Source organism: Pseudoxanthomonas sp. UC19_8, assembly GCF_042700505.1.
Classification (GTDB): Bacteria; Pseudomonadota; Gammaproteobacteria; order Xanthomonadales; family Xanthomonadaceae; genus Pseudoxanthomonas_A; species Pseudoxanthomonas_A winnipegensis.
In genome coordinates this window covers 2,270,274-2,289,747 of record NZ_CP170559.1, presented here as the reverse complement: position 1 = coordinate 2,289,747, position 19,474 = coordinate 2,270,274, and the positions used below count along the sequence as shown (strand labels likewise).

15 protein-coding genes and 1 pseudogene are annotated in these 19,474 nt (G+C 71.7%); 14 read left to right on the top strand and 2 right to left on the bottom strand.

The genetic code is table 11. The features are described 5' to 3' along the window. Window positions 1-13: 13 nt before the first annotated feature. From ACFJIT_RS10005 to ACFJIT_RS09995, 3 genes are read left to right on the top strand one after another with little or no spacing between them, the layout of a single operon-like run. Window positions 14-7,369, top strand: a complete 7,356-nt coding sequence (locus tag ACFJIT_RS10005; RefSeq protein WP_130561831.1) for an Hpt domain-containing protein — start codon at window positions 14-16, stop codon at window positions 7,367-7,369. After that, window positions 7,356-8,903 carry a chemotaxis protein CheB gene (locus ACFJIT_RS10000; RefSeq protein WP_228257965.1) on the top strand — a complete coding sequence of 516 codons (1,548 nt, stop codon included), beginning with the start codon at window positions 7,356-7,358 and terminating at the stop codon, window positions 8,901-8,903. The genes ACFJIT_RS10005 and ACFJIT_RS10000 overlap by 14 nt, the downstream gene beginning before the upstream one ends. Before the next feature lie 4 nt (window positions 8,904-8,907). Continuing rightward, window positions 8,908-9,378 (top strand): chemotaxis protein CheW, encoded by a 471-nt coding sequence (locus tag ACFJIT_RS09995; RefSeq protein WP_130519269.1) that lies wholly within the window; start codon window positions 8,908-8,910, stop codon window positions 9,376-9,378. A 251-nt stretch (window positions 9,379-9,629) separates the two neighbouring features. Here the strand turns inward: ACFJIT_RS09995 and ACFJIT_RS09990 are convergent, their stop codons facing one another. Continuing rightward, window positions 9,630-10,364, bottom strand: a complete 735-nt coding sequence (locus tag ACFJIT_RS09990; RefSeq protein WP_130561832.1) for a 16S rRNA (uracil(1498)-N(3))-methyltransferase — start codon at window positions 10,362-10,364, stop codon at window positions 9,630-9,632. Window positions 10,365-10,482: 118 nt separating this feature from the next. Here ACFJIT_RS09990 and nudE point away from each other — a divergent pair, with 118 nt between their 5' ends. The 8 genes and pseudogenes from nudE to ACFJIT_RS09950 all read left to right on the top strand — a co-directional run bounded on the left by nudE (window position 10,483) and on the right by ACFJIT_RS09950 (window position 16,523). Then, window positions 10,483-11,031, top strand: coding sequence for an ADP compounds hydrolase NudE (gene nudE, locus ACFJIT_RS09985; RefSeq protein WP_130519266.1), 549 nt, complete (start codon window positions 10,483-10,485; stop codon window positions 11,029-11,031). Next, window positions 11,028-11,822, top strand: a complete 795-nt coding sequence (gene cysQ, locus ACFJIT_RS09980) for a 3'(2'),5'-bisphosphate nucleotidase CysQ (RefSeq protein WP_130519264.1) — start codon at window positions 11,028-11,030, stop codon at window positions 11,820-11,822. The genes nudE and cysQ overlap by 4 nt, the downstream gene beginning before the upstream one ends. A gap of 39 nt (window positions 11,823-11,861) precedes the next feature. Then, on the top strand, window positions 11,862-12,683 hold the full coding sequence (gene mazG, locus ACFJIT_RS09975; protein ID WP_130561833.1) for a nucleoside triphosphate pyrophosphohydrolase: 822 nt from the start codon (window positions 11,862-11,864) through the stop codon (window positions 12,681-12,683). Beyond that, a complete protein-coding gene (locus ACFJIT_RS09970; RefSeq protein ID WP_130561834.1) occupies window positions 12,680-13,003 on the top strand; it encodes a YnfA family protein in 324 nt (107 codons plus the stop codon). The genes mazG and ACFJIT_RS09970 overlap by 4 nt, the downstream gene beginning before the upstream one ends. 72 nt (window positions 13,004-13,075) lie before the next feature. Continuing rightward, on the top strand, window positions 13,076-13,378 hold the full coding sequence (locus ACFJIT_RS09965) for a DUF962 domain-containing protein (protein ID WP_130519258.1): 303 nt from the start codon (window positions 13,076-13,078) through the stop codon (window positions 13,376-13,378). Window positions 13,379-13,557: 179 nt separating this feature from the next. Then, window positions 13,558-14,259 (top strand): response regulator transcription factor, encoded by a 702-nt coding sequence (locus ACFJIT_RS09960; RefSeq protein WP_014159900.1) that lies wholly within the window; start codon window positions 13,558-13,560, stop codon window positions 14,257-14,259. A 60-nt stretch (window positions 14,260-14,319) separates the two neighbouring features. Beyond that, window positions 14,320-15,581 (top strand): annotated as a pseudogene (locus tag ACFJIT_RS09955) (sensor histidine kinase). 12 nt (window positions 15,582-15,593) lie between these two features. Next, window positions 15,594-16,523, top strand: a complete 930-nt coding sequence (locus ACFJIT_RS09950; protein ID WP_130561836.1) for an isoaspartyl peptidase/L-asparaginase family protein — start codon at window positions 15,594-15,596, stop codon at window positions 16,521-16,523. Between the two features lie 4 nt (window positions 16,524-16,527). Here the strand turns inward: ACFJIT_RS09950 and ACFJIT_RS09945 are convergent, their stop codons facing one another. Beyond that, the gene (locus tag ACFJIT_RS09945; protein WP_379655753.1) at window positions 16,528-17,271 is read right to left on the bottom strand and encodes an SGNH/GDSL hydrolase family protein; all 744 of its coding nucleotides are present in this window, start codon (window positions 17,269-17,271) and stop codon (window positions 16,528-16,530) included. Window positions 17,272-17,539: 268 nt separating this feature from the next. On the opposite strand from ACFJIT_RS09945, the gene ACFJIT_RS09940 reads away from it, so the two are divergent. From ACFJIT_RS09940 to ACFJIT_RS09930, 3 genes are all read left to right on the top strand, one after another. Further along, window positions 17,540-17,941 carry a diacylglycerol kinase gene (locus ACFJIT_RS09940; protein ID WP_130519253.1) on the top strand — a complete coding sequence of 134 codons (402 nt, stop codon included), beginning with the start codon at window positions 17,540-17,542 and terminating at the stop codon, window positions 17,939-17,941. Between the two features lie 16 nt (window positions 17,942-17,957). Next, window positions 17,958-18,695: a TerC family protein gene (locus ACFJIT_RS09935; RefSeq protein ID WP_130523597.1), complete on the top strand. Its 738-nt coding sequence runs from the start codon at window positions 17,958-17,960 to the stop codon at window positions 18,693-18,695. Between the two features lie 94 nt (window positions 18,696-18,789). Continuing rightward, window positions 18,790-19,458, top strand: coding sequence for a LemA family protein (locus ACFJIT_RS09930; protein WP_130519249.1), 669 nt, complete (start codon window positions 18,790-18,792; stop codon window positions 19,456-19,458). Window positions 19,459-19,474: the final 16 nt, after the last annotated feature.

The following is a 19,474-nucleotide window of genomic DNA, read 5'->3' as shown; positions in this document are numbered from 1 at the left end:
TGCGGGGCTCGCCATGAGCGCGCTGCGCGAGGCGATGAGCCACGCCGTGCTCGGCTGGGTCAAGCCCGAGCTGGACCAGACCCTGCGCCTGGTGCGCGGTGAGATCGAGTCCTTCGCCGAGCATCCGGCCGATGTCTCGCGCATGCACCTGTGCGTGGGCTACCTGCACCAGGTGCAGGGCACCTTGCACATGGTCGAGCTGTACGCGCCGGCGATGGTGGCCGAGGAGCTGGAAAAGCTCGCCCAGGCCCTGCAGGACGGCCAGGTCGCCGATCCGGCCGAGGGCTGTGCCACGCTGATGCGCGGCACCGTGCTGCTGCCGGACTATCTGGAACGCCTGCAGAGCGGCCATCGCGACATCCCGATCGTGCTGCTGCCGCTGCTCAACGAGATCCGCGCCGCGCGCGGCGAGGCCGGCCTGAGCGAAAGCGTGCTGTTCGCCCCGGATCTGAGCCGCCCGCTGCCGCAGGACGTGCCGGCCACCGAGCCGCTGCCCTCCAGCACGCGCGAGGCCCGCTTCGCCCAGGCGGGCGATCATCTCGAACGCACCTTCGCCGGCTGGCCCGAGGACGGTACGCCGGCCGACGCCGGCGCCCTGGCGTCGGCCCTGATCCCGCTGCAGCGCCTGGCCGAGCACACCGCCGCCCGGCGCATGCTGTGGGTGGCCAGCAGTGTGGCCGAGGCGCTGCGCGATGGCGCGCTGACGCCCAGCCCGGCGCTGCACCAGGGCTTCGCCGCGGTGCTGCGCGCCGTGCGTCAGCTGCGCCAGGGGCTGGTCCCCGGCGCCACGCCCGGGCAGGAGCCCACCCGGCTGCTGCTCTACCAGGTGGCGCAGACCGATGCGCGGCATCCGGCACTGGAAGACCTGCGCCGCGCCTTCGACCTGTCCGCGGCCTCGCCCAGCCAGGCCGAGATCGACCACGCCCGCAGCAGCCTGAGCGGGCGCAACCGCGCGCTGCTGGACACCGTTGGCGGCGTGGTCAAGGAAGAGCTGATGCGCGTCAAGGACGCGCTGGATCTGCAGCTGCGCACCGGCGCGGAGATCGCGGGCCTGGCGCCGCAGGTGGCACAGCTGGGCAGCGTGGCCGACACGCTCGGCATGATGGGCCTGGGCCTGGCGCGCAACGTGGTGCTGCAGCAGCGCGATTCGCTGGCCGACCTGGTCGATGGCCGGCGCGCGCCCGACGAGAGCGCGCTGCTGGATATCGCCGGGGCGCTGCTCTACGTCGATGCCTCGCTGGACGACCAGGTCGCGCACCTGGGCGATGCCGGCGGCGCGCCGGACGCCCAGGCCGCCGAGTCGCGGCGCACGGTCGAGGCGCTGGCCGGCGAGGCGATGCGCAATTTCGCCGAGGCGCGGCAGCAGTTCGTGGCCTTCATCGAGACCGGCTGGGACCACGCGCAGCTGGAGGCGATGCCGCGCCTGCTGGGCGAGGTCGGCGGCGCGCTGCGCATGCTCGAGCTGGCCGAACCGGCCGACTATGTCGAAGGCGTGCGCCGCTACATCGGCACCGAGCTGATCGAGCGCCGGCGCGTGCCGGGCGGGGCGCAGCTGGACACGCTGGCCGACGCGATGGCCAGCCTGGAGTACTACCTGGAAGCGCTGCGCGAGCATCGCCCCAACCGCGAGGAAATCCTCGGCATCACCCGCTCTAGCCTGGAGACGCTGCGCTACTGGCCGCTGCCGGTGCCGCAAGTGCCGGAGGTGCGGCAGGCGGAAGCCGAAGGCGCGCACGATGCTGACGATTCGAGCGCGCAGGCGTCGGTCGGTCTGACGCCGGAGGCCGCCGACAGCGTGCCCGCCGGCGAGGCGCTGGAGATCGAACGTGCGCCGGCGCTGCCGGCGTTCGAGCCGCAGGCGAGCAGCGCCTCGGCGTTCGATCCGGTGGCCAGCGAATTCGACGGCCAGGACGATGCGCCGGCGCAGGCGATCCGCCTGGACCTGCACGATGCGCTCGAACACGCCGACGCTTTGCCGGCGTTCGAACCGACGGCCAGCGATGCCTCGGTGTTCGATCCGGTGGCCAGTGAACGCGACGAGGTGCCGTCGCCGGTCGGCGTGGCGGAGTTTGAGCTGCGCGATCAGGCGCCGGACGTGGACGTGCCGCCCCTGGCTGCGCCCGACGAAGACGTCGCGGCAGACACGGACGCGATGGCATTCGATCTCACCGCCGAGGCGCCCGTCAACGAGCAACCCACCGAGCGCTCGCCCGAACCCGAGCAAGCGCCGGAAGACGCACTGCGGCCCGATCCCACGCTGGAAGCGCTGCTGCCTTCGGTCGGCCAGCCGGCCTTCGCCTACGAGCCCGAGGCCGCCGCGCCCGCGCAGCCGCCGCCGACGACGACCGCCGCGCCCGAGGACGCCGCCTATCCGGTCTCCTCGCTCCCGCCGCAGGACCTGGCGCCTGCGACCGATGCGCCCGCGCTGGCCGCCGGCTTCGACGTGTCCGGCCACGATATCGACGACGAGATCCGCGATGTCTTCCTGGAGGAGTTCGACGAGGAGATCGGCAACCTGCGCCAGCTGCTGCCGCTGTGGCTGGCCAAGCCGGACGACCTGGAGCGTCTGCGTCCGATCCGGCGCGTGTTCCATACCCTCAAGGGCAGCGGCCGCCTGGTCGGCGCGCGCCTGCTCGGCGAGTTCTCCTGGAAGATCGAGAACATGCTCAATCGCGTGCTGGACGGTTCGCGTCCGCCCAGCGCGGCCGTGCAGACGCTGCTGCAGCAGGCCACCGACACGCTGCCCCAGCTCGATGCGGCCCTGCGCGGCCGCGCCGGCGTGCAGGCCGACCTGGCCGGGATCGAGGCGATCGCCGAGCGCCTGGCCAGCGGCGAAGAGGCGTGGTACGCCGCCGCCCCCGCCAGCGAAGTTCCCGCCGCCACCGCTGCGCAAGACGAGAGCGAAGTCGCAGCGCCCACGCCTTCAAGCGACGGCACGCCCGCCACCGTGGACAGCGTGCTGCGCGAGATCCTGGAAACCGAGGTCGCCAACCACCTGCAGGTGGTCGATGCCTGGCTGGCGCAGGCGCGCAACGCCCAGTCCGCCGCGGCGAGCGAGCCGCTGCTGCGCGCCTTCCACACGATCAACGGCGCCTTCGCGATGGCGGACGTGCCGGAGATCACCGAGGTCACCGGCCGCGCCGAGCAGTACGTCAAGCGGCTGCTGGCCAACCAGGTGCAGGCCGATCCGGCCGGCGTCGAAGGGCTGGCCTCGGCCGCCGCGGCCGTGCGCGCCACCATCGCCGCGCTGCAGGAGCCGCAGCCGCGCATCCCGCAGTTCCTGGTGCTGCGTGCGCTGCTGGAGGAGCGGCGCGACAGCCTGCCCGCGGCCCAGCGCCTGTTCACCGCCTCGGTAGACGATCAGGATCAAGCCACCTATCCAGGGCTGGCGCCCGTGGCGCCATTGAAGCCTGAGACGCCGGGCGATCTGGAACTCACCGGCGCGATGGACCTCTCGCGCTTCGTCGACGGACACGTGGAATTCGTGCCGACGCTGGACGCGTTCGAGCCGCCGGCGCCGCACGCCCCGCCGGTCGACGACGGCCAGGCGACCTGGTTCGACCTGCGCCTGGATTATCAGGCCGAGCGTCCCAACAGGGCGACGGCAGAGCCGCCGGTGCCGACGTTCGAGGCGCCGCTGCCGCCGGAACTGGCCGCTTTCGATACCGGCGCGCCGCAGCCGGAGGGCGCGGCCGATGACGTCTCGCTGGAGGCCCATGCCGAGCGCGACCCGCAGATCGATCCGGACCTGCTCGCCCTCGAGGACCTGCCCGACACCGCCGACGACGCCGATGTGCGCGCGCTGGACGACGAAGATGCGCTCAGCGAGGAGGAGCGGGCCGAGCTGGAGGCGCTGGCGCAGACACCGGCCGATGGCGATGTCGCCCTGACCGAGCCGGAAGCGGCGGCCGGGGCCATGGCCTGGTACGAACACGCGCAGGCCTTCGCGCCGCAGGCGCCAGCCGCGCCGGAGCCGAGCGAGCCGACGGTCGCCGAGGTGAGCGAGGTGGTGCAGGGCGGCCCGGTCGCGCTGGAAGCCGCCGCCGAGACCGCCGAAGACGCGCCGTTGCCCGAATCGGCGGACGCCACGTTCGCCGCCACGCCGACCGCGCCGACGCACATCGCCGACGCCCAGGACGACTACGCGCCCGAGGCGCTGTTCGCCGAAGACCAGGCCGAGGACATCGAGGCTCTGGATGGTGCGGCGGGCCATGGTCCGCCGCACGAGGAGGCGCATGCGGCCTCTTTGAGCGAGCCGGTGGCCAACGAAGCGAAGGATCAGACCGAGCACCTGCTGGATTTCAGCGTGCTCGACCGCGATCTGGTCGATATCTTCGTCGAGGAGGGCAACGACCTGCTCGACCACTCCGACGGCCTGCTGGCGCGCCTGCGCCAGGCGCCGGACGACCGCAGCCTGGTGATCGGGCTGCAGCGCGACCTGCACACCATCAAGGGCGGCGCGCGCATGGCCGGCATCGAGCCGATCGGCGACCTCGGCCATGCGATCGAGTCGCTGCTGGAGCAGGTCGCCGAACACCGCACCGACGTGGACCGCGGCGTGATCGGCCTGCTGGAGCGCGGCTTCGACGCCCTGCACGGCATGCTCGGACGCACGGCCGCCTACCGCGTCGTAGCCCCGCAGCCGGCGCTGGTGGCCGAGTTCGACGCGCGTGCGCGCGGCGAGGTGACCACGGACGAGGGTGCGGCCGCGCCGGCCGAATCGTCGGCGTTCGATGAGCTGCAGATCGAGGAAGTGTCCTTTGACGACGTGGCCCCGCCCGAGGCGGCCACGCCTGAGGCGACGTCGTTCGACCAGGCGCCGCCGTCGATCGAAGCGGCCCCGTCCGGCGCTGACGCCGATGCGGAAGCCCTGGACGAGCAGGAGCCGGGCGTCCAGGAACCCGCCGCCGACCAGCAAGCCGAGCCGTTCGCCTTCACCGTCTCGCCAGAGCGCGAGGATGCGCTGCCGGCCGAACCCGCCGACGCGCTGGACGCCGTCGACGAATCGATGCCGGACAGCCAGGATGCCGAGGCCTTCGGTTTCCTGCCGGAGGCCGATGCGAGCCAGGCGCCGCACGAGCCGGTATCAACGGAGGAGCATCGCGATGCCGCGTCGTCGGCCTGGGATCTGCAGGACGAAACGCAGTCGCCCTCGCAGCCAGGCTTTGCTGAGGAGCCTGCGAGCGTAGAACCCGAGCCGGCCACTGCCTCGTCGGCCGACTATCTGGACGCGGAGCTGCTGGCAGCGCTGGACGTGGCCCTGGGCACCTCCTACGCCAGCGCCATCCGCCAGGCCGAGGCCGAGCGTGCGGCGATGTCTTCGGACGAACCGGCCAGCGACGCGGCCTTCGTCGACGCCGAGCCGCGCACGCCGTGGGCCGTCGAGGCCGCCGCCGAGCCGACGCCGCCCGCCGCGGAGACGAGCGCCGAGTCGCTCGCGCCCGCGCCCGTGGCCATCGCGCCGCTGGTGCCGCAGCCGATCCCGGACCTGCCGCCGCTGTCGGCCCCGCTGGACCTGCATGGCCAGGGCGAGGACGAGCAGGCCTCGTCGGGCAGCGGCCAGGAGCAGGTGCGCGTGCGCGCCGATCTGCTCGACCAGCTGGTCAACCACGCCGGCGAGGTGGCGATCTATCGCGCCCGCCTCGAGCAGCAGATGGGTGCCTTCCGCGCGGCCATGGCCGAGCTGGACCGCACCAATACGCGTCTGCACGATCAGCTGCGCCGTCTGGACCTGGAGACCGAGGCGCAGATCGTCGCCCGCTATCAGCGCGAGCAGGACACGCGCGACACCGCCTTCGATCCGCTGGAGCTGGACCGCTTCTCCACGCTGCAGCAGCTGTCCCGCGCGTTGGCCGAATCGGCCGCCGACATCAGCGGCCTGCAGGGCGTGCTGGACGACCTGGCGCGGCAGAACGACAGCCTGCTCGGCCAGCAGTCGCGGGTGAGCTCGGAACTGCAGGACGGCCTGATGCGCGCACGCATGGTGCCCTTCGAAGGCAGCGTGCCGCGGCTGCGCCGGGTGCTGCGCCAGGCCGCAGCCGACACCGGCAAGCAGGCCCAGCTGCAGCTGGAAGGCGCCCACGGCGAACTGGACCGCAACGTCCTCGAGCGCATGACCGCGCCGCTGGAACACCTGCTGCGCAACGCCGTGGCCCATGGCCTGGAGTCGCCGCAGGCGCGCCGCGCGGCGGGCAAGCCGGAAGAGGGCACGGTGCGCGTGGTGCTGCGCCGCGAAGGTTCGGAAATGGTGCTGCAGGTGGCCGACGACGGCGCCGGCATCGACCATGCCGCGATCCGCCGCCGCGCCGAACAGCGCGGGATGCTGCAGCCCGGCGCGGAGATCGCCGACGTCGACCTGGAGCGGCTGATCCTGGAGCCGGGTTTCTCCACCGCCGAGGAAGTCAGCCAGCTGGCCGGACGCGGCGTGGGCATGGACGTGGTCCACAACGAGGTGCGCCAGCTCGGCGGCTCGCTGGAGATCGCCTCGACCCGGGGCCAGGGCACGCGCTTCACCCTGCGCCTGCCGCAGACCCTGGCGGTGACCCAGGCGGTGTTCGTGCAGATCGGCGAGACCCAGTTCGCCGTGCCGGTGGCGGCGGTGGGCGGCGTGGGCCGCATCAGCCGCGAGCGCTACGAGTCCGGCAGCGGCTCCTACGTCTATGGCGGCGAGGAATACGCCCTGCACGATCTGGGCACGCTGGTCGGCCAGGCCCCGGCCAAGGCCGAAGGCCAGCCGCAGGTGCCGCTGCTGCTGGTGCGCGCCGGCGAGCTGCGCGCCGCCGTGGCGGTGGACCAGGTGCTGGGCAACCGCGAGATCGTGGTCAAGCCGGTGGGCCCGCAGATCGGCTCGATCCCGGGCATCTACGGCGCCACCATCACCGGCGACGGCAGCGTGGTGGTGATCCTGGACGCCGCGCCGCTGGTGCGCCGCTATATCGCCCAGCCGGTCTCGGCCGTGCCGGCCTCGGCCCAGGTCGAGCAGCGCCACGTGCCGCTGGTGATGGTGGTCGACGATTCGCTGACCATGCGCAAGGTCACCGGACGCGTGCTGGAGCGGCACAACTTCGAGGTGGCCACCGCGCGCGACGGCGTCGAGGCGCTGGAGCGGCTGGAGGAGCGCGTGCCCGACCTGATGCTGCTGGACATCGAGATGCCGCGCATGGACGGCTACGAGCTGGCCACCGCCATGCGCGCCGATCCGCGCTTTGCCGGCGTGCCGATCGTGATGATCACCTCGCGCACCGGCGACAAGCACCGCCAGCGCGCGCTGGAGATCGGCGTGCAGCGCTACATGGGCAAGCCGTACCAGGAGCTGGATCTGATGCGCAACGTGTACGACCTGCTGGGGATCGCCCGTGTCCGCGACTGAGGCCGCCCTGTCCGCGCCGCGCGTGGTGCTGCTGGCGCGCCCGGGCGCGGCCCGCGAGCAGCTGCGCGGCGCGCTGCTCGGCGCCGGCGCGCGGATCGCGCTGGAAGACGACCCCAACAGCCTGGATGCCGACACGCTGGCCGCCAGCGGCCCACAGGTGGTGCTGGTGGCGCTGGAGCCGGCCATCGAGGACGCGCTGGCCCGGCTGGAGGCGGTCCTGGCCGACCCCGCCCTGACCGTGATCTACGACGAGGCCGCGCTGGCCAGCGCCCGCGAGGGCTGGGACGCGCAGCGCTGGGCGAGGCATCTGCGCGCCAAGCTGCATGGCCACGGCGACGTGCTGCCGCCGGGCGCGGAGATCGAACCGCCGCAGGCGCCCGAACCCGGCCGCCCGCCGGCGCCGGAACAGCTGCACGAAGGCGCGCGGCTGGAGCTGCATCTGGACGAAGCCGCCGGGCAGTCGGCCGCGCTGCCGGTCGATCCGGGCTTGAACGTGCCGACGGACGCGCTTGAGGCGTCGGTCGACCCAATCGAAGGCGTGGACACGCAGACTGCTTCGCCTTCGCCCGTGTCCTGGTCGTTGGCGGATGTCCCGGATCCGCAGCCCGGCGATCGCGACCCGGCCACGCTGCCGCCGCTGGAGCTCGAGGACGAGGCCGCCGGCGCACAGCCGGCCGATGCCTTCGTCATCGACCTGGACAACTGGACGCCGCCCGAGACGCCGACGCGCCAGGCCCTGGTCGACACGCCCGTGCTGGCGCCGCTCGAACCGGCCGAGCCGGCCGCGGAGGCGCCGCCGGTTGCGATCGAAGCGCCGCCGCCTCCGCCGCGGCCCTCGTTCGGCACGCTCTCGCTGGTCGAGGATTTCCAGGTCACGGTGCCGGAGAAGCGCGCGCCGGCCGAACCGCCGCCGCTGCCGCCGGGGTTCGGCGATCTGAACCTTGAGCTTGAGGCGCTGGACCCGGCGCATGGTGTGGCGGCCGATCCGCAGCCGAAGGGCGAGATCGTGCCCGGCGCGGTGCTGCTGTTCGCCGGCATCGGCGGGCCCGACGCGGTCCGTCGCGTACTGGCCGAGCTGCCCGACACGCTCGAGCAGCCCGTGCTGGTGCACCTGCGCCTGGATGGCGGTCGCTACGACAACCTGGTCCGGCAGATCGAGCGCGTCTCGCCACTGCCGGTGAGCATCCCGGTCGCGGGCATGGTCGCCCGTGCCGGCGTGGTCTACGTGGTGCCCGACGATCTGTCGGCGCGCGCCACCGCCGGCAAGGTCGAGTTCGTCGCCGAAGCCGTCGATGTCACCGCGCTGCTGGGCGGGCTGCCGCCGTACCGCACCGCCGTGCTGCTGCTCAGCGGCGCCGACCCGGCCCACGCCGAGCCCGCGCTGATGCTGGCCGCGCGCGGCGGCCTGATCGGCGGCCAGTCGCTGCAGGGCTGCTACGACTGGGCGGCCTCGCGCGCCCTGGAAGCCGGCGGCGGCGACATCGCCGCGCCGGAGGAACTCGCCCGCCGCGTCGCACAACACCTGGGAATCTGACGCCATGTCCCGAGCCAATGACGAAATCCGCGGCGTGCTGGTACAGACCGGCGACGAACGCGTGCTGCTGCCCAACGCGACCGTGGCCGAGGTCCTGGCCCGGGTGCCGGTCCAGCCGGTGGCCGAGGCGCCGCACTGGCTGCCTGGCACCATCGACTGGCACGGCTGGCAGGTGCCGCTGTTCTCCATGGTCGCGCTGGGCGGGCTGGGGCGCGAGAGCGTCAACGCCGCCAGCAAGTTCGTGGTGCTCAAGACGCTGACCGGGGGCGAGGGGATGCCGTACATCGGCCTGCTGACGCAGTCCTTCCCGCGCCTGATCTCGGTGCCGCGCGATGGCCTGTTGGCCGACGCCAGCGAGGAGGCGCTGCCGCACGGGGTGCACATGCGGGTGCTGCTGGGCGACGAGGCGGCGCTGCTGCCTGACCTGGAGGCGATCGAGGCGATGCTCGCCCAGGTGATCGCCGAGCCGGCCTGAAGTCCTGTGCCTGCGGATTCACGCCTCATGCGCGGAGGGCGATGGCACTGAAGGCCTGAAAAAGCGCGTCGTGTCAGTGTCGCGTGCAGGATGAACTGCGAGCCGTCAGCGAACGTCTTTTGAAGCGGTTGTCAGCTTAAAGCCGCTGAAACGTCTCTGCCGTCGTTCCCGCGAACGCGGGAACCCATGGACTTTCGCGCACAGCGCGAGAAACGCACCCTCCCGAAACAGCCACGCGATCGCGGCCTGTCTTACAGATCCCCCAGCCGTGCCTGCAGTGCGGCGATGGCGGCCAGGCCGGCGGTCTCGGTGCGCAGCACACGCGGGCCCAGGCGCAGGCCCTGGAAGCCGGCGGCCTCCAGCGCCTGGCGGTCGCGCGGCGACCAGCCGCCCTCGGGCCCGATGGCGATCACCACCCGCTGCGAGACCGGGGCCTGCAGCGTGCTCAGGGCGTGTGCGCCCTGCGGATCGAGCAGCAGGCGCAGGGCATCGTCGGGCAGGGCCGCGGCGGCGGCGATCAGGGCTTGCGGGGAGGCGACCTCCGGCACGCGAGCACGCCCGGACTGTTCGCAGGCGGCCACGACCACGCCCTGCCAGTGCGCCAGTCGCTTGTGCAGGCGCTCGCCGGACAGCTTGACCTCCGAGCGCTCGGAGTCGACCGGCAGGATCTGCGCCACGCCCAGTTCGGTGGCCTTCTGCAGGATCAGGTCCATCTTCTCGCCGCGGGCGACGCCCTGCAGCAGCACGATGCGCAGCGGCGATTCGTTCTGCAGCGGCTGCGCGGCCTCGATGCGGGCGCGCACCTGACGCTTGTCCAGCGACACCAGGCGCGCCGGGTAGTCGTGGCCATCGCCGTTGAACAGCACGCAGGCATCGCCTTCGCGCAGGCGCAGCACACGCGCCAGGTGCGCGGCGGCGTCCTCGGGCAGGGCGACCTCGTGCCCCGGTGCCAGCGCCGCCTCCACGTGCACGCGCGTCACGCGCATGGTTCGCGCCTGAAGGCGGGCGCAGTGCTGTTCTGCTCTGCTAGCATTCGCGGCTGATGATCGACTCGCATGCGCCCATGATATCGACCGCTGCCGCGCGCGGCAGCAGGCTGGGCGCGTGAGCCGCAGATTGCCGCTGATCCATGGCGTGACCGAGCACCAGGTCGGCCCGCTGCGCATGGAGAAGCTGGACCTTGAATTCTCCAACGGCGAGCGGCGCGTGTTCGACCGCCAGGTCAGCGGCGGCCATGGCGCGGTGGTGGTGGTGCCGTTGATCGACAAGGACACCGTGCTGCTGGTGCGCGAGTACGCCGCCGGCATGCACCGTTACGAGCTGGGCCTGGTCAAGGGCCGCATCGACGCGGGCGAGACGCCGCTGCAGGCCGCCGACCGCGAGCTCAAGGAAGAGGCCGGCTATGGCGCGCGCCAGTTGGACGTGCTGCGCGCCCTGACCCTGGCGCCGACCTACATGAGCCACCAGTCCTGGCTGGTGGTCGCGCGCGACCTGTATCCCGAGCGATTGCCGGGCGATGAACCCGAGGAACTTGAAGTGGTGCCGTGGAAGCTTGATGCATTGGACCAGTTGATGCTGCGCGAGGACTTTTCCGAAGGCCGATCACTGGCGGCGCTGTTCATCGCCCGCGAGTGGCTGGCGGCCCAGGCATGAGTCGCATCACCGCGGACCTGCACGAGGCGGTGCTGACCATCGCGCGCGACGCCTCCGACGCGATCATGCAGGTCTATGCCGAGGACTTCGAGGTCGAGCACAAGGCCGACAACAGCCCGCTCACGCGCGCCGACCTGGCCGCGCACCGGATCATCGCCGACGGGCTGGCGCGGCTGACGCCGGACCTGCCGCTGCTGAGCGAGGAGGGCGCCAAGACGCCGTGGGCCGCGCGCCAGGACTGGCACGCCTACTGGCTGGTCGATCCGCTCGACGGCACGCGCGAGTTCGTCAAGCGCAACGGCGAATTCACCGTCAACATCGCGTTGATCGAGGCGCACCAGCCGGTGTTCGGCGTGATCATGGCGCCGGTCACCGGCACGCTGTGGCACGCCCAGGCCGGGCAGGTGGCGCTGCGCCGCGACGGCCAGACCGACCGCGAACTGCGCACGCGCCAGCCGGCCCGCGCGCCGCTGCGGGTGGCCGCCAGCCGCTCGCACCGCGATCCGCGCACCCAGGCGGTGCTGGACCAGCTGCCCGGCGCCGAACCGGTGCCGCTGGGCTCGTCGCTGAAGTTCTGCCGCATCGCCGAGGGCACGCTGGACGTGTACCCGCGCTTCGGCCCGACCTGCGAATGGGATACCGCGGCCGGGCAATGCATCCTGGAGGCCGCCGGCGGCGCGCTGCTGGCGCCCGATGGCCGCGCCTTCCGCTACAACCGACGCGAGAGCCTGCTCAACGGCGACTTCATGGCGCTGGGCGACCCTGCGCTGCCGTGGCGCGACTGGCTCTGACGCGCCGCCGATCTTCCCCACATCGCAAGAGGTGACCCCATGGCCGAGCCGGGCACGCAGATCGCACGCCTGCTGTCGATCATGTCGCAGCTGCGCAATCCCGACGGCGGGTGCCCTTGGGATCTGGAGCAGGACTTCTCCACCATCGCGCCGTACACGATCGAGGAGGCCTACGAGGTCGCCGATGCGATCGACCGCGGCGATCTGGACGACCTGAAGGACGAGCTCGGCGACCTGCTGCTGCAGGTGGTGTTCCATGCGCAGATGGCGGCCGAGCAGGGCGTGTTCGCCTTCGAGGACGTGGCGCGCACGATCTCCGACAAGCTGGTGCGGCGCCACCCGCACGTATTCGCGCAGACCCAGGTGGACGGCAGCGCGGCGGTCAGCGCCAACTGGGAGGACATCAAGCGCCAGGAGCGCGCGGCCAAGGGGCAGACCGATCCCTCGGCGCTGGCCGGGATCGCGCGCGGTCTGCCCGAATGGCAGCGCGCGACCAAGCTGCAGTCGCGCGCGGCGCGGACCGGCTTCGACTGGCCGGGCCCGGCGCCGGTGCTGGACAAGCTGTACGAGGAGATCGACGAAGTGCGGGCCGAACTGGCGCGCGGCGAGGACGATCCGCAGCGCGCGGTGCGGCTGGAGGACGAGATCGGCGATGTGCTGTTCGTCTGCCTCACCCTGGCGCGCAAGGCCGGCGTGGACGCCGGCGGCGCGCTGCGCCATGCCAATGCCAAGTTCGAGCGCCGCTTCCGGGCGATGGAGGCCGAAGCCACGCGCGAGGGCCGGGTCTTCGCCGAGCTGGAGCTGGAGGCGCAGGAGGCGCTCTGGCAGCGGATCAAGCGACACGAGCGCGTTGGCGCATGACCACTGTCCTGCTGTTCTTCGCCACCGCGCTGGCCGAGATCCTCGGCTGCTATCTGCCATGGCGGTGGCTGCGCCGCGAGGGCAGCCCGTGGCTGCTGCTGCCGGCCGCGGCGAGCCTGGCGTTGTTCGCCTGGTTGCTGACCCTGCATCCCGCCGCTTCGGGGCGTGTGTACGCGGCTTACGGCGGGGTCTACATCGCCGTGGCGCTGGGCTGGCTGTGGGCCGTCGATGGCGTGCGCCCGACGCGCTGGGACGTGCTTGGCGCGGGCCTTTGCCTGTGCGGGATGGCCGTGATCATGTTCGGGCCGCGCCACGCCTGACGCCGCGTCGCAGCGTGACCTTCGGGGACACGGGCGCGACACTGCGCGCGTCTTTCCGAGTGCCGCCCGGACATGCGCCGCTTCGCTTCCTTTCGCGCGTTCTATCCGTTCTATCTGAGCGAGCACGCCAACCGCACCTCGCGGCGGCTGCACTTCCTGGGCAGCTGCGGCGTGCTGGCGCTGCTGGCCGCGGCGCTGGCCACCGGCCGCTGGGGGTTCGCGCTGGCCGCGCTGGTGTGCGGCTACGGCTTCGCCTGGGTGGGGCACTTCTTCTTCGAGAAGAACCGGCCGGCGACTTTCCGCCATCCGTTCTATTCGCTGGCCGGTGACTGGGTGATGTTCGTGGACATCCTGCGCGGCAAGGTGCGCCTCTAGCGGGGCAAGCGCGCGCCGAAATCTCGCAAAACCGCGTCTGTCGCGCAGTCGCCCGAGCCTGCACCAGTACCCGATCACGGTCGATCACGTGATCGGGACACCGCCTTCACGCATCGTCGACTCCACGCCCGATAGTTTCACAAACCTGAAAGTTTGGGCACTTTTTCGGAGATCACGTTATGCGTCATGCACAGGAAACCTCGGGACTGGTCCTGGTCGTCGAGGACAACCGCAACATCTCCGAGATGATCGGTGAGTATCTGGAGGGCAAGGGCTTCGAGGTGGATTACGCCTCCGACGGCCTGGATGGCTACCGCCTGGCCACCGAGAACAGCTACGACGTGCTGGTGCTGGACCTGATGCTGCCGCGCATGGATGGCCTGGAAGTCTGTCGCCGCCTGCGCAGCGAGGCGCGCAAGTCCACCCCGGTGCTGATGCTGACCGCGCGCGACACGCTGGACGACAAGCTCAGCGGCCTGGGCACCGGCGCCGACGACTACCTGACCAAGCCCTTCGCGATCCAGGAGCTGGAAGCGCGCCTGCGCGCGCTGATCCGCCGCGAGCGCCGCCAGGTCGGTTCGGAAGTGCTCAAGGTCGCCGACCTGGTGCTGGACCCGGTCAGCATGCGCGTCACCCGCGGCGGCACCGAGCTGATGCTCTCGCCGATCGGCCTGCGCCTGCTCACCATCCTGATGCGCGAATCGCCGCGTGTGGTCACCCGCCAGGAAATCGAGCGCGAGATCTGGGGCAACGGACTGCCGGATTCGGACACCCTGCGCAGCCACCTGTACAACCTGCGCAAGGTGATCGACAAGCCGTTCGACAAGCCGCTGCTGCACACCGTGCAGAGCGCCGGCTACCGCGTCGCCGACATCGCCTGATGCGTACAGGCGCCTTCCGGCGCGGTGGCGTGCGGTTCTCCTGAAGACTGATCGCGCGTCGTGCCCCAGGAACTTCCCCATAGCATCCGCATCGCGTTCATCCTCAGGGTGGCCCTGGCCAGCCTGGCGGTGATCGCGTCGGTGCTGATCGTCTCGGCGGTCATCAAGCGCAGCCTGGTGCAGACGATGCTGCACGAGGAGGCCGCGCATTATTGGGACCTGTACGCCACCTCCAAGGCGCAGCCGCCGCCCAATACGCACGATCTGCGCGGCTATCTGGTCCTGCCGGGCCAGTCCACGCTCAACCTGCCCGAGCCCTTGCGCAACCTCGAGCCCGGAGTGCATACCGTCGGCAGCGAGGTGGTGCTGGTCGACGACCGCCCGCAAGGGCGGCTCTACCTGGCCTGGCTGGGCACCCGGCCGAGCGCCTGTTCTTCTGGTCCGGCGCGCTGCCGATGCTGCTGTGCCTGGGCGCGCTGTATGGCGCGTCCTATCTGACCTATCGCTTCTTCCGTCCATTGGTGTCGCCGACCTCGTGGCTGGCGCGCCAGGTCTCGCAATGGGATCCGCGCGCGCCTGACACCTCGGCGCTGGCCTCGGACAAGCTGCCGCGCGAGGTGCAGGGGGAGGCGCGCAGCCTGGCCGAGGCCCTGCACGGCCTGTCGCAGCGCGTGGAGGCCCACGTCGCCCGCGAACGCGACTTCACCCGCGACGCCAGCCACGAGCTGCGCACGCCGCTGACCGTGATCCGCGTGGCCACCGACCTGGCCCTGGCCGGCGAGCTGCCGCCGCGCGCGGTGCGCTCGCTGCAGCGCATCCAGCGTTCGGCGCGGGAGATGGAGGCGGTGATCGACGCCTTCCTGATCCTGGCGCGCGAGGCGGACGTCGAGCCGCAGAGCGAGGACTTCGAACTGGTCGATGTGGTCCTGGACGAGGCCGAGAGCGCGCGCGACCTGCTGATCGGCAAGCCGGTCGATCTGACCGTGGTCTGCAACGCCAGGCCGCGCCTGCACGCGCCGCCGCGGGTGATGCATGTGGTGGTCAGCAATCTGCTGCGCAACGCCTGCAGCTATACCGACGAGGGCCAGATCGAGGTGCGCGTGGAGAGCGACCGTCTGGTGGTGCGCGACACCGGCATCGGCATGACCGCCGACGCGGTGCAGCGCGCCTTCGAACCCTTCTATCGCGCCGACGACACGCGCCAGCACAGCACCGGGCTGGGCCTGTCGATCGTCTCGCGGCTGTGCCAGCGCTTCGGCTGGAAGATCGAGCTGGACAGCGTGCTGGGGCAGGGCACCACCGCCACGGTCCGGTTCTTCTAAGCGCCGCCCGGCATGCCTGCGCCCGATGCGCCCATCGCCCTGGCCGTGCACGGCGGCGCGGGGGTGATCGATGCGCTGGCGCCGGACCAGGAGCAGGCCATCCACGCGGCCCTGGCGCAGGCGCTCGACGCCGGTCACGCGCTGCTCCAATGCGGCGGCGCCGCACTGGACGCGGTCAAGGCCGCGGTGGTCGCGCTGGAGGAGGCGCCGTGGTTCAACGCCGGCCATGGCGCGGTCTTTACCGCGCAGGGCGACCACGAGCTCGACGCGGCGCTGATGGAAGGCCATACCCGCCGCGCCGGCGCGGTGGCCGGCGTGCGCACGGTGCGCAACCCGGTCCAGCTGGCGCGCGCGGTGATGGAGCACAGCCAGCATGTGCTGCTGGTCGGGCCGGGCGCCGAGCGTTTCGCCGATGGCCAGCCCGGGATCGCGCGCGTGGATAACGCCTGGTTCGACACGCCGGCGCGCCTGGCGCAGCTGCAACGCGCGCAGGCGGACGAACGCGAGGGCGCGTCGGCCGCGGGCCGCTACTTCGGCACTGTCGGCGCGGTGGCGCTGGACCGGCACGGCCACCTGGCCGCGGCCACGTCCACCGGCGGGATGACCAACAAGCGCTGGGGCCGCGTGGGCGACTCACCGCTGATCGGCGCCGGCACCTGGGCCGATACGCAGGTCGCCGTCTCGGCCACCGGCTGGGGCGAAGCCTTAATCCGCTGCGCGGCTGCGCACGACATCGCCGCGCGGGTGGCCTACGGCGGCGCCAGCGTGGGCGAGGCGGCCGACGCGGTGATCTTCGGCACGCTGCCGGCGCTGGGCGGCGACGGCGGGGTGATCGCCGTCGATGCGCAGGGCCGGCTGGCGCTGCCGTTCAACACCGCCGGCATGTATCGCGGCTGGATCGATCGCGACGGCCGGCGCGGCACCGCGATCTTCGCCGCTTAGGCACTCAGCGCGCGCTGCCTTCCACGTATGGCTTCAGCGCACGGGTCCAGATGGCATAGCCCTCCGGCGTCATGTGCAGCATGTCCTCGCGGAACAGTTCCCTGCGCGGCTGGCCATCGGCGCCCAGCATCGGGGTGAACACGTCGACGAAGTGCACGCCCTGCAACTGCGCGGCGCGGGCGGCGATCTGCGCATTGACCTGGCGGATCTGCGGCAGCAGCTGCGCGCGCGAGGGGCTGGGCTTGATCGACAGGTAGACCACCGGCACGCCGGGCAGGTCGCGGCGCACGCGGGCGATGAAGGCGAAGGTGTCCTGCACCACCTGCTGCACGCTGCGGCCGGCGGCCAGGTCGTTGTCGCCGGCGTAGAACACGATCTCGCGCGGCTGGTCAGGCACCACGATGCGGTCGGCGTAATAGGTGCTGTCGCGCACCTCCGAACCGCCGAAGCCGCGGTTGATCACCGGCGTGCCAGCGAAGTCCTGCGCCAGCGTGCTCCACATGCGGATCGAGGAGCTGCCGATGAACAGCACGGCGTGCCTGGGCGGCGGGTTGGCCGCGTCCTGCGCGGCGAAGGCGTCCATGTCCTTGGCCCAGGCCGGGTTGGACACCGCGCCGCTGGCCACTTCGGGCGGTGCGGCCGGCGCGGTCGCGGGCGGCGGGGTGGGCGCGGTGGCGAGCTGGGTCTGCGCACAGGCGGTCAGCAAGGCCACGCAGGCGGCCAGCACAAGGGAAACACTCGACTTGATCGACACGGTAGAACCCTCCACGGAACCTTCGAACAGCGGCGCACAGTGAACCAGCCCGAGGCCTGCCGTCCACCCCGACGGCGCGCGCCGCCTTGCCGCACCAGCGCGGCCTGCCCGGAAACGCACAACGGGCCCGCCGGCATGCGGCTAACCCGGCCCGTGTGCCGGCTATGGCAAAATCGCCGCTTTCCGCCGCTGCCCTCCCGACCCGGCCCATGCTCCAGCCGCTTCCGTCGTCCCCGATCCGCCCGCGGGACGCGCGTTGACCATGGCCGACCTGTACGGCCATACCCCGCGCGGCCCCGCGCGCCTGCTCAAGGCGGCGCGCTGGTCCTGGCAGGGGCTGTGCGCGGCCTGGCTGCACGAATCCTCCTTCCGCCTGGAAGTGGTGCTGTTCGTGGTGCTGGCGCCGCTGGGCCTGTGGCTGGGCGGCGACGGCGTGCAGCGCGCGCTGCTGGTCGGCTCGCTGCTGCTGGTGCTGGCCGTGGAGCTGCTCAATTCCGCCGTGGAGGCGGTGATCGAGCGCTACGGCGCCGAGTTCCACGAACTGGCCGGCCGCGCCAAGGACATGGGCTCGGCCGCGGTGCTGATGACGATGCTCAATGTGCTGCTGTGCTGGGGGCTGATCGCCGGCCCGCGCCTGTGGCTGCTGTTCTCTCCCTCGCTCTAGAAGGTTTCCCCCGCGCATGAACCTGGACTTCCTCGCCGACCCCAACACCTGGCTGACGCTGCTGACGCTCAGCACGCTGGAGATCGTGCTGGGGATCGACAATCTGGTGTTCATCTCGATCGCGGTCAGCCGCCTGCCGGAGAGCCAGCGCTCCAAGGCGCGCAAGCTGGGCATCGCGGTGGCCTGCATCACGCGCATCGCGCTGCTGGTGTCGCTGGCCTATCTGTCGCGCATGAGCAGCGATCTGTTCGAAGTGGGCGGCATGGGCATCTCGATCCGCGACCTGGTGCTGATCGTGGGCGGCGTGTTCCTGGTGGTGAAGGGCATCGGCGAGATCCGCGAGCTGATCACCGGCGGCGACGACGGCGATCCCAACACGACCAAGGCCTCGGCGGTGTTCGGCATGGTGATCGCGCAGATCGCGATCATCGACATCGTGTTCTCGCTGGACTCGGTGATCACCGCGGTCGGCTTCGCCAGCCACATCCCGGTGATGGTCGCGGCGGTGGTGCTGGCGGTGCTGGTGATGCTGCTGGCGGCCAATCCGCTGGGCCGCTTCATCGACGCCAACCCGACGGTGAAGATGCTGGCGCTGGCCTTCATCGTGCTGGTCGGCGTGGTGCTGGTGCTGGATGGCCTGGACGTGCACGTGCCCAAGGCCTACGTGTATTTCGCCATGGGCTTCTCGGCGCTGGTCGAGGTGCTCAACCTGCTGATGCGCCGCCGCGCCCAGGCGCACGGGGTCGATGCCTGAGGGCAGGCGGCCACAGCGTTTTAATGAAAGCCTGTTCATGATGCGCGGCGTGCGCACCTCGCGCCGCCGGTCGACCCTTCAGGAGAGTCACGCCATGCGCCATGTTTTCCGTTCCCTGCTGATGCTCGCGGCCCTGACGCTGCTGGCCGGCTGCGGATACAACACCATCCAGCAGAAGGATCAGGCGGTGAAGGCCGGCTGGTCCGAGGTGCTCAACCAGTACCAGCGCCGCGCCGACCTGATCCCCAACCTGGTGCGCACCGTGCAGGGCTACGCCCAGCAGGAGCGCCAGGTGCTGACCGAGGTCACCAACGCCCGCGCCCGGGTCGGCCAGATCCAGGTCAACGCCGATGACGCCAACTCGCTGCAGCAGTTCTCCCAGGCGCAAGGGCAGCTGGGCAGTGCGCTGAGCCGCCTGCTGGTGGTCAGCGAGAACTATCCGACCCTGCAGTCCGACCAGAACTTCCGCGACCTGCAGGCGCAGCTGGAAGGCACCGAGAACCGCATCACCGTGGCCCGCGGCCGCTACATCCAGGCCGTGCAGGACTACAACACCTATATCCGCCAGTTCCCGCAGGCGCTGACGGCCAAGGTGACCGGCGCCAAGGAGAAGCCCAACTTCTCGGTCGCCAACGAGGCGCAGATCTCGCAGGCCCCAACCGTGGACTTCAGCCAGCCGCCGCCGAGCGCGCCGGCGCAGCAGCAGGCCCTGCCGGCGCAGGCGCCGCAGCAGACGCCGCCGGCCACGACCCCGGCCCAGTAAGCTGCCGCCGCAACAC

Bases quoted from the DNA above. Each gene is read 5' to 3' on its own strand.
- ACFJIT_RS09930 (WP_130519249.1), top strand. From the start codon at position 18,790: ATGCGCCATGTTTTCCGTTCCCTGCTGATGCTCGCGGCCCTGACGCTG.
- ACFJIT_RS09935 (WP_130523597.1), top strand. From the start codon at position 17,958: ATGAACCTGGACTTCCTCGCCGACCCCAACACCTGGCTGACGCTGCTG.
- ACFJIT_RS09950 (WP_130561836.1), top strand. From the start codon at position 15,594: ATGCCTGCGCCCGATGCGCCCATCGCCCTGGCCGTGCACGGCGGCGCG.
- ACFJIT_RS10005 (WP_130561831.1), top strand. From the start codon at position 14: ATGAGCGCGCTGCGCGAGGCGATGAGCCACGCCGTGCTCGGCTGGGTC.
- ACFJIT_RS09970 (WP_130561834.1), top strand. From the start codon at position 12,680: ATGACCACTGTCCTGCTGTTCTTCGCCACCGCGCTGGCCGAGATCCTC.
- ACFJIT_RS09965 (WP_130519258.1), top strand. From the start codon at position 13,076: ATGCGCCGCTTCGCTTCCTTTCGCGCGTTCTATCCGTTCTATCTGAGC.
- mazG (WP_130561833.1), top strand. From the start codon at position 11,862: ATGGCCGAGCCGGGCACGCAGATCGCACGCCTGCTGTCGATCATGTCG.
- ACFJIT_RS09990 (WP_130561832.1), bottom strand. From the start codon at position 10,364: ATGCGCGTGACGCGCGTGCACGTGGAGGCGGCGCTGGCACCGGGGCAC.
- ACFJIT_RS09995 (WP_130519269.1), top strand. From the start codon at position 8,908: ATGTCCCGAGCCAATGACGAAATCCGCGGCGTGCTGGTACAGACCGGC.
- cysQ (WP_130519264.1), top strand. From the start codon at position 11,028: ATGAGTCGCATCACCGCGGACCTGCACGAGGCGGTGCTGACCATCGCG.
- ACFJIT_RS09940 (WP_130519253.1), top strand. From the start codon at position 17,540: ATGGCCGACCTGTACGGCCATACCCCGCGCGGCCCCGCGCGCCTGCTC.
- ACFJIT_RS09960 (WP_014159900.1), top strand. From the start codon at position 13,558: ATGCGTCATGCACAGGAAACCTCGGGACTGGTCCTGGTCGTCGAGGAC.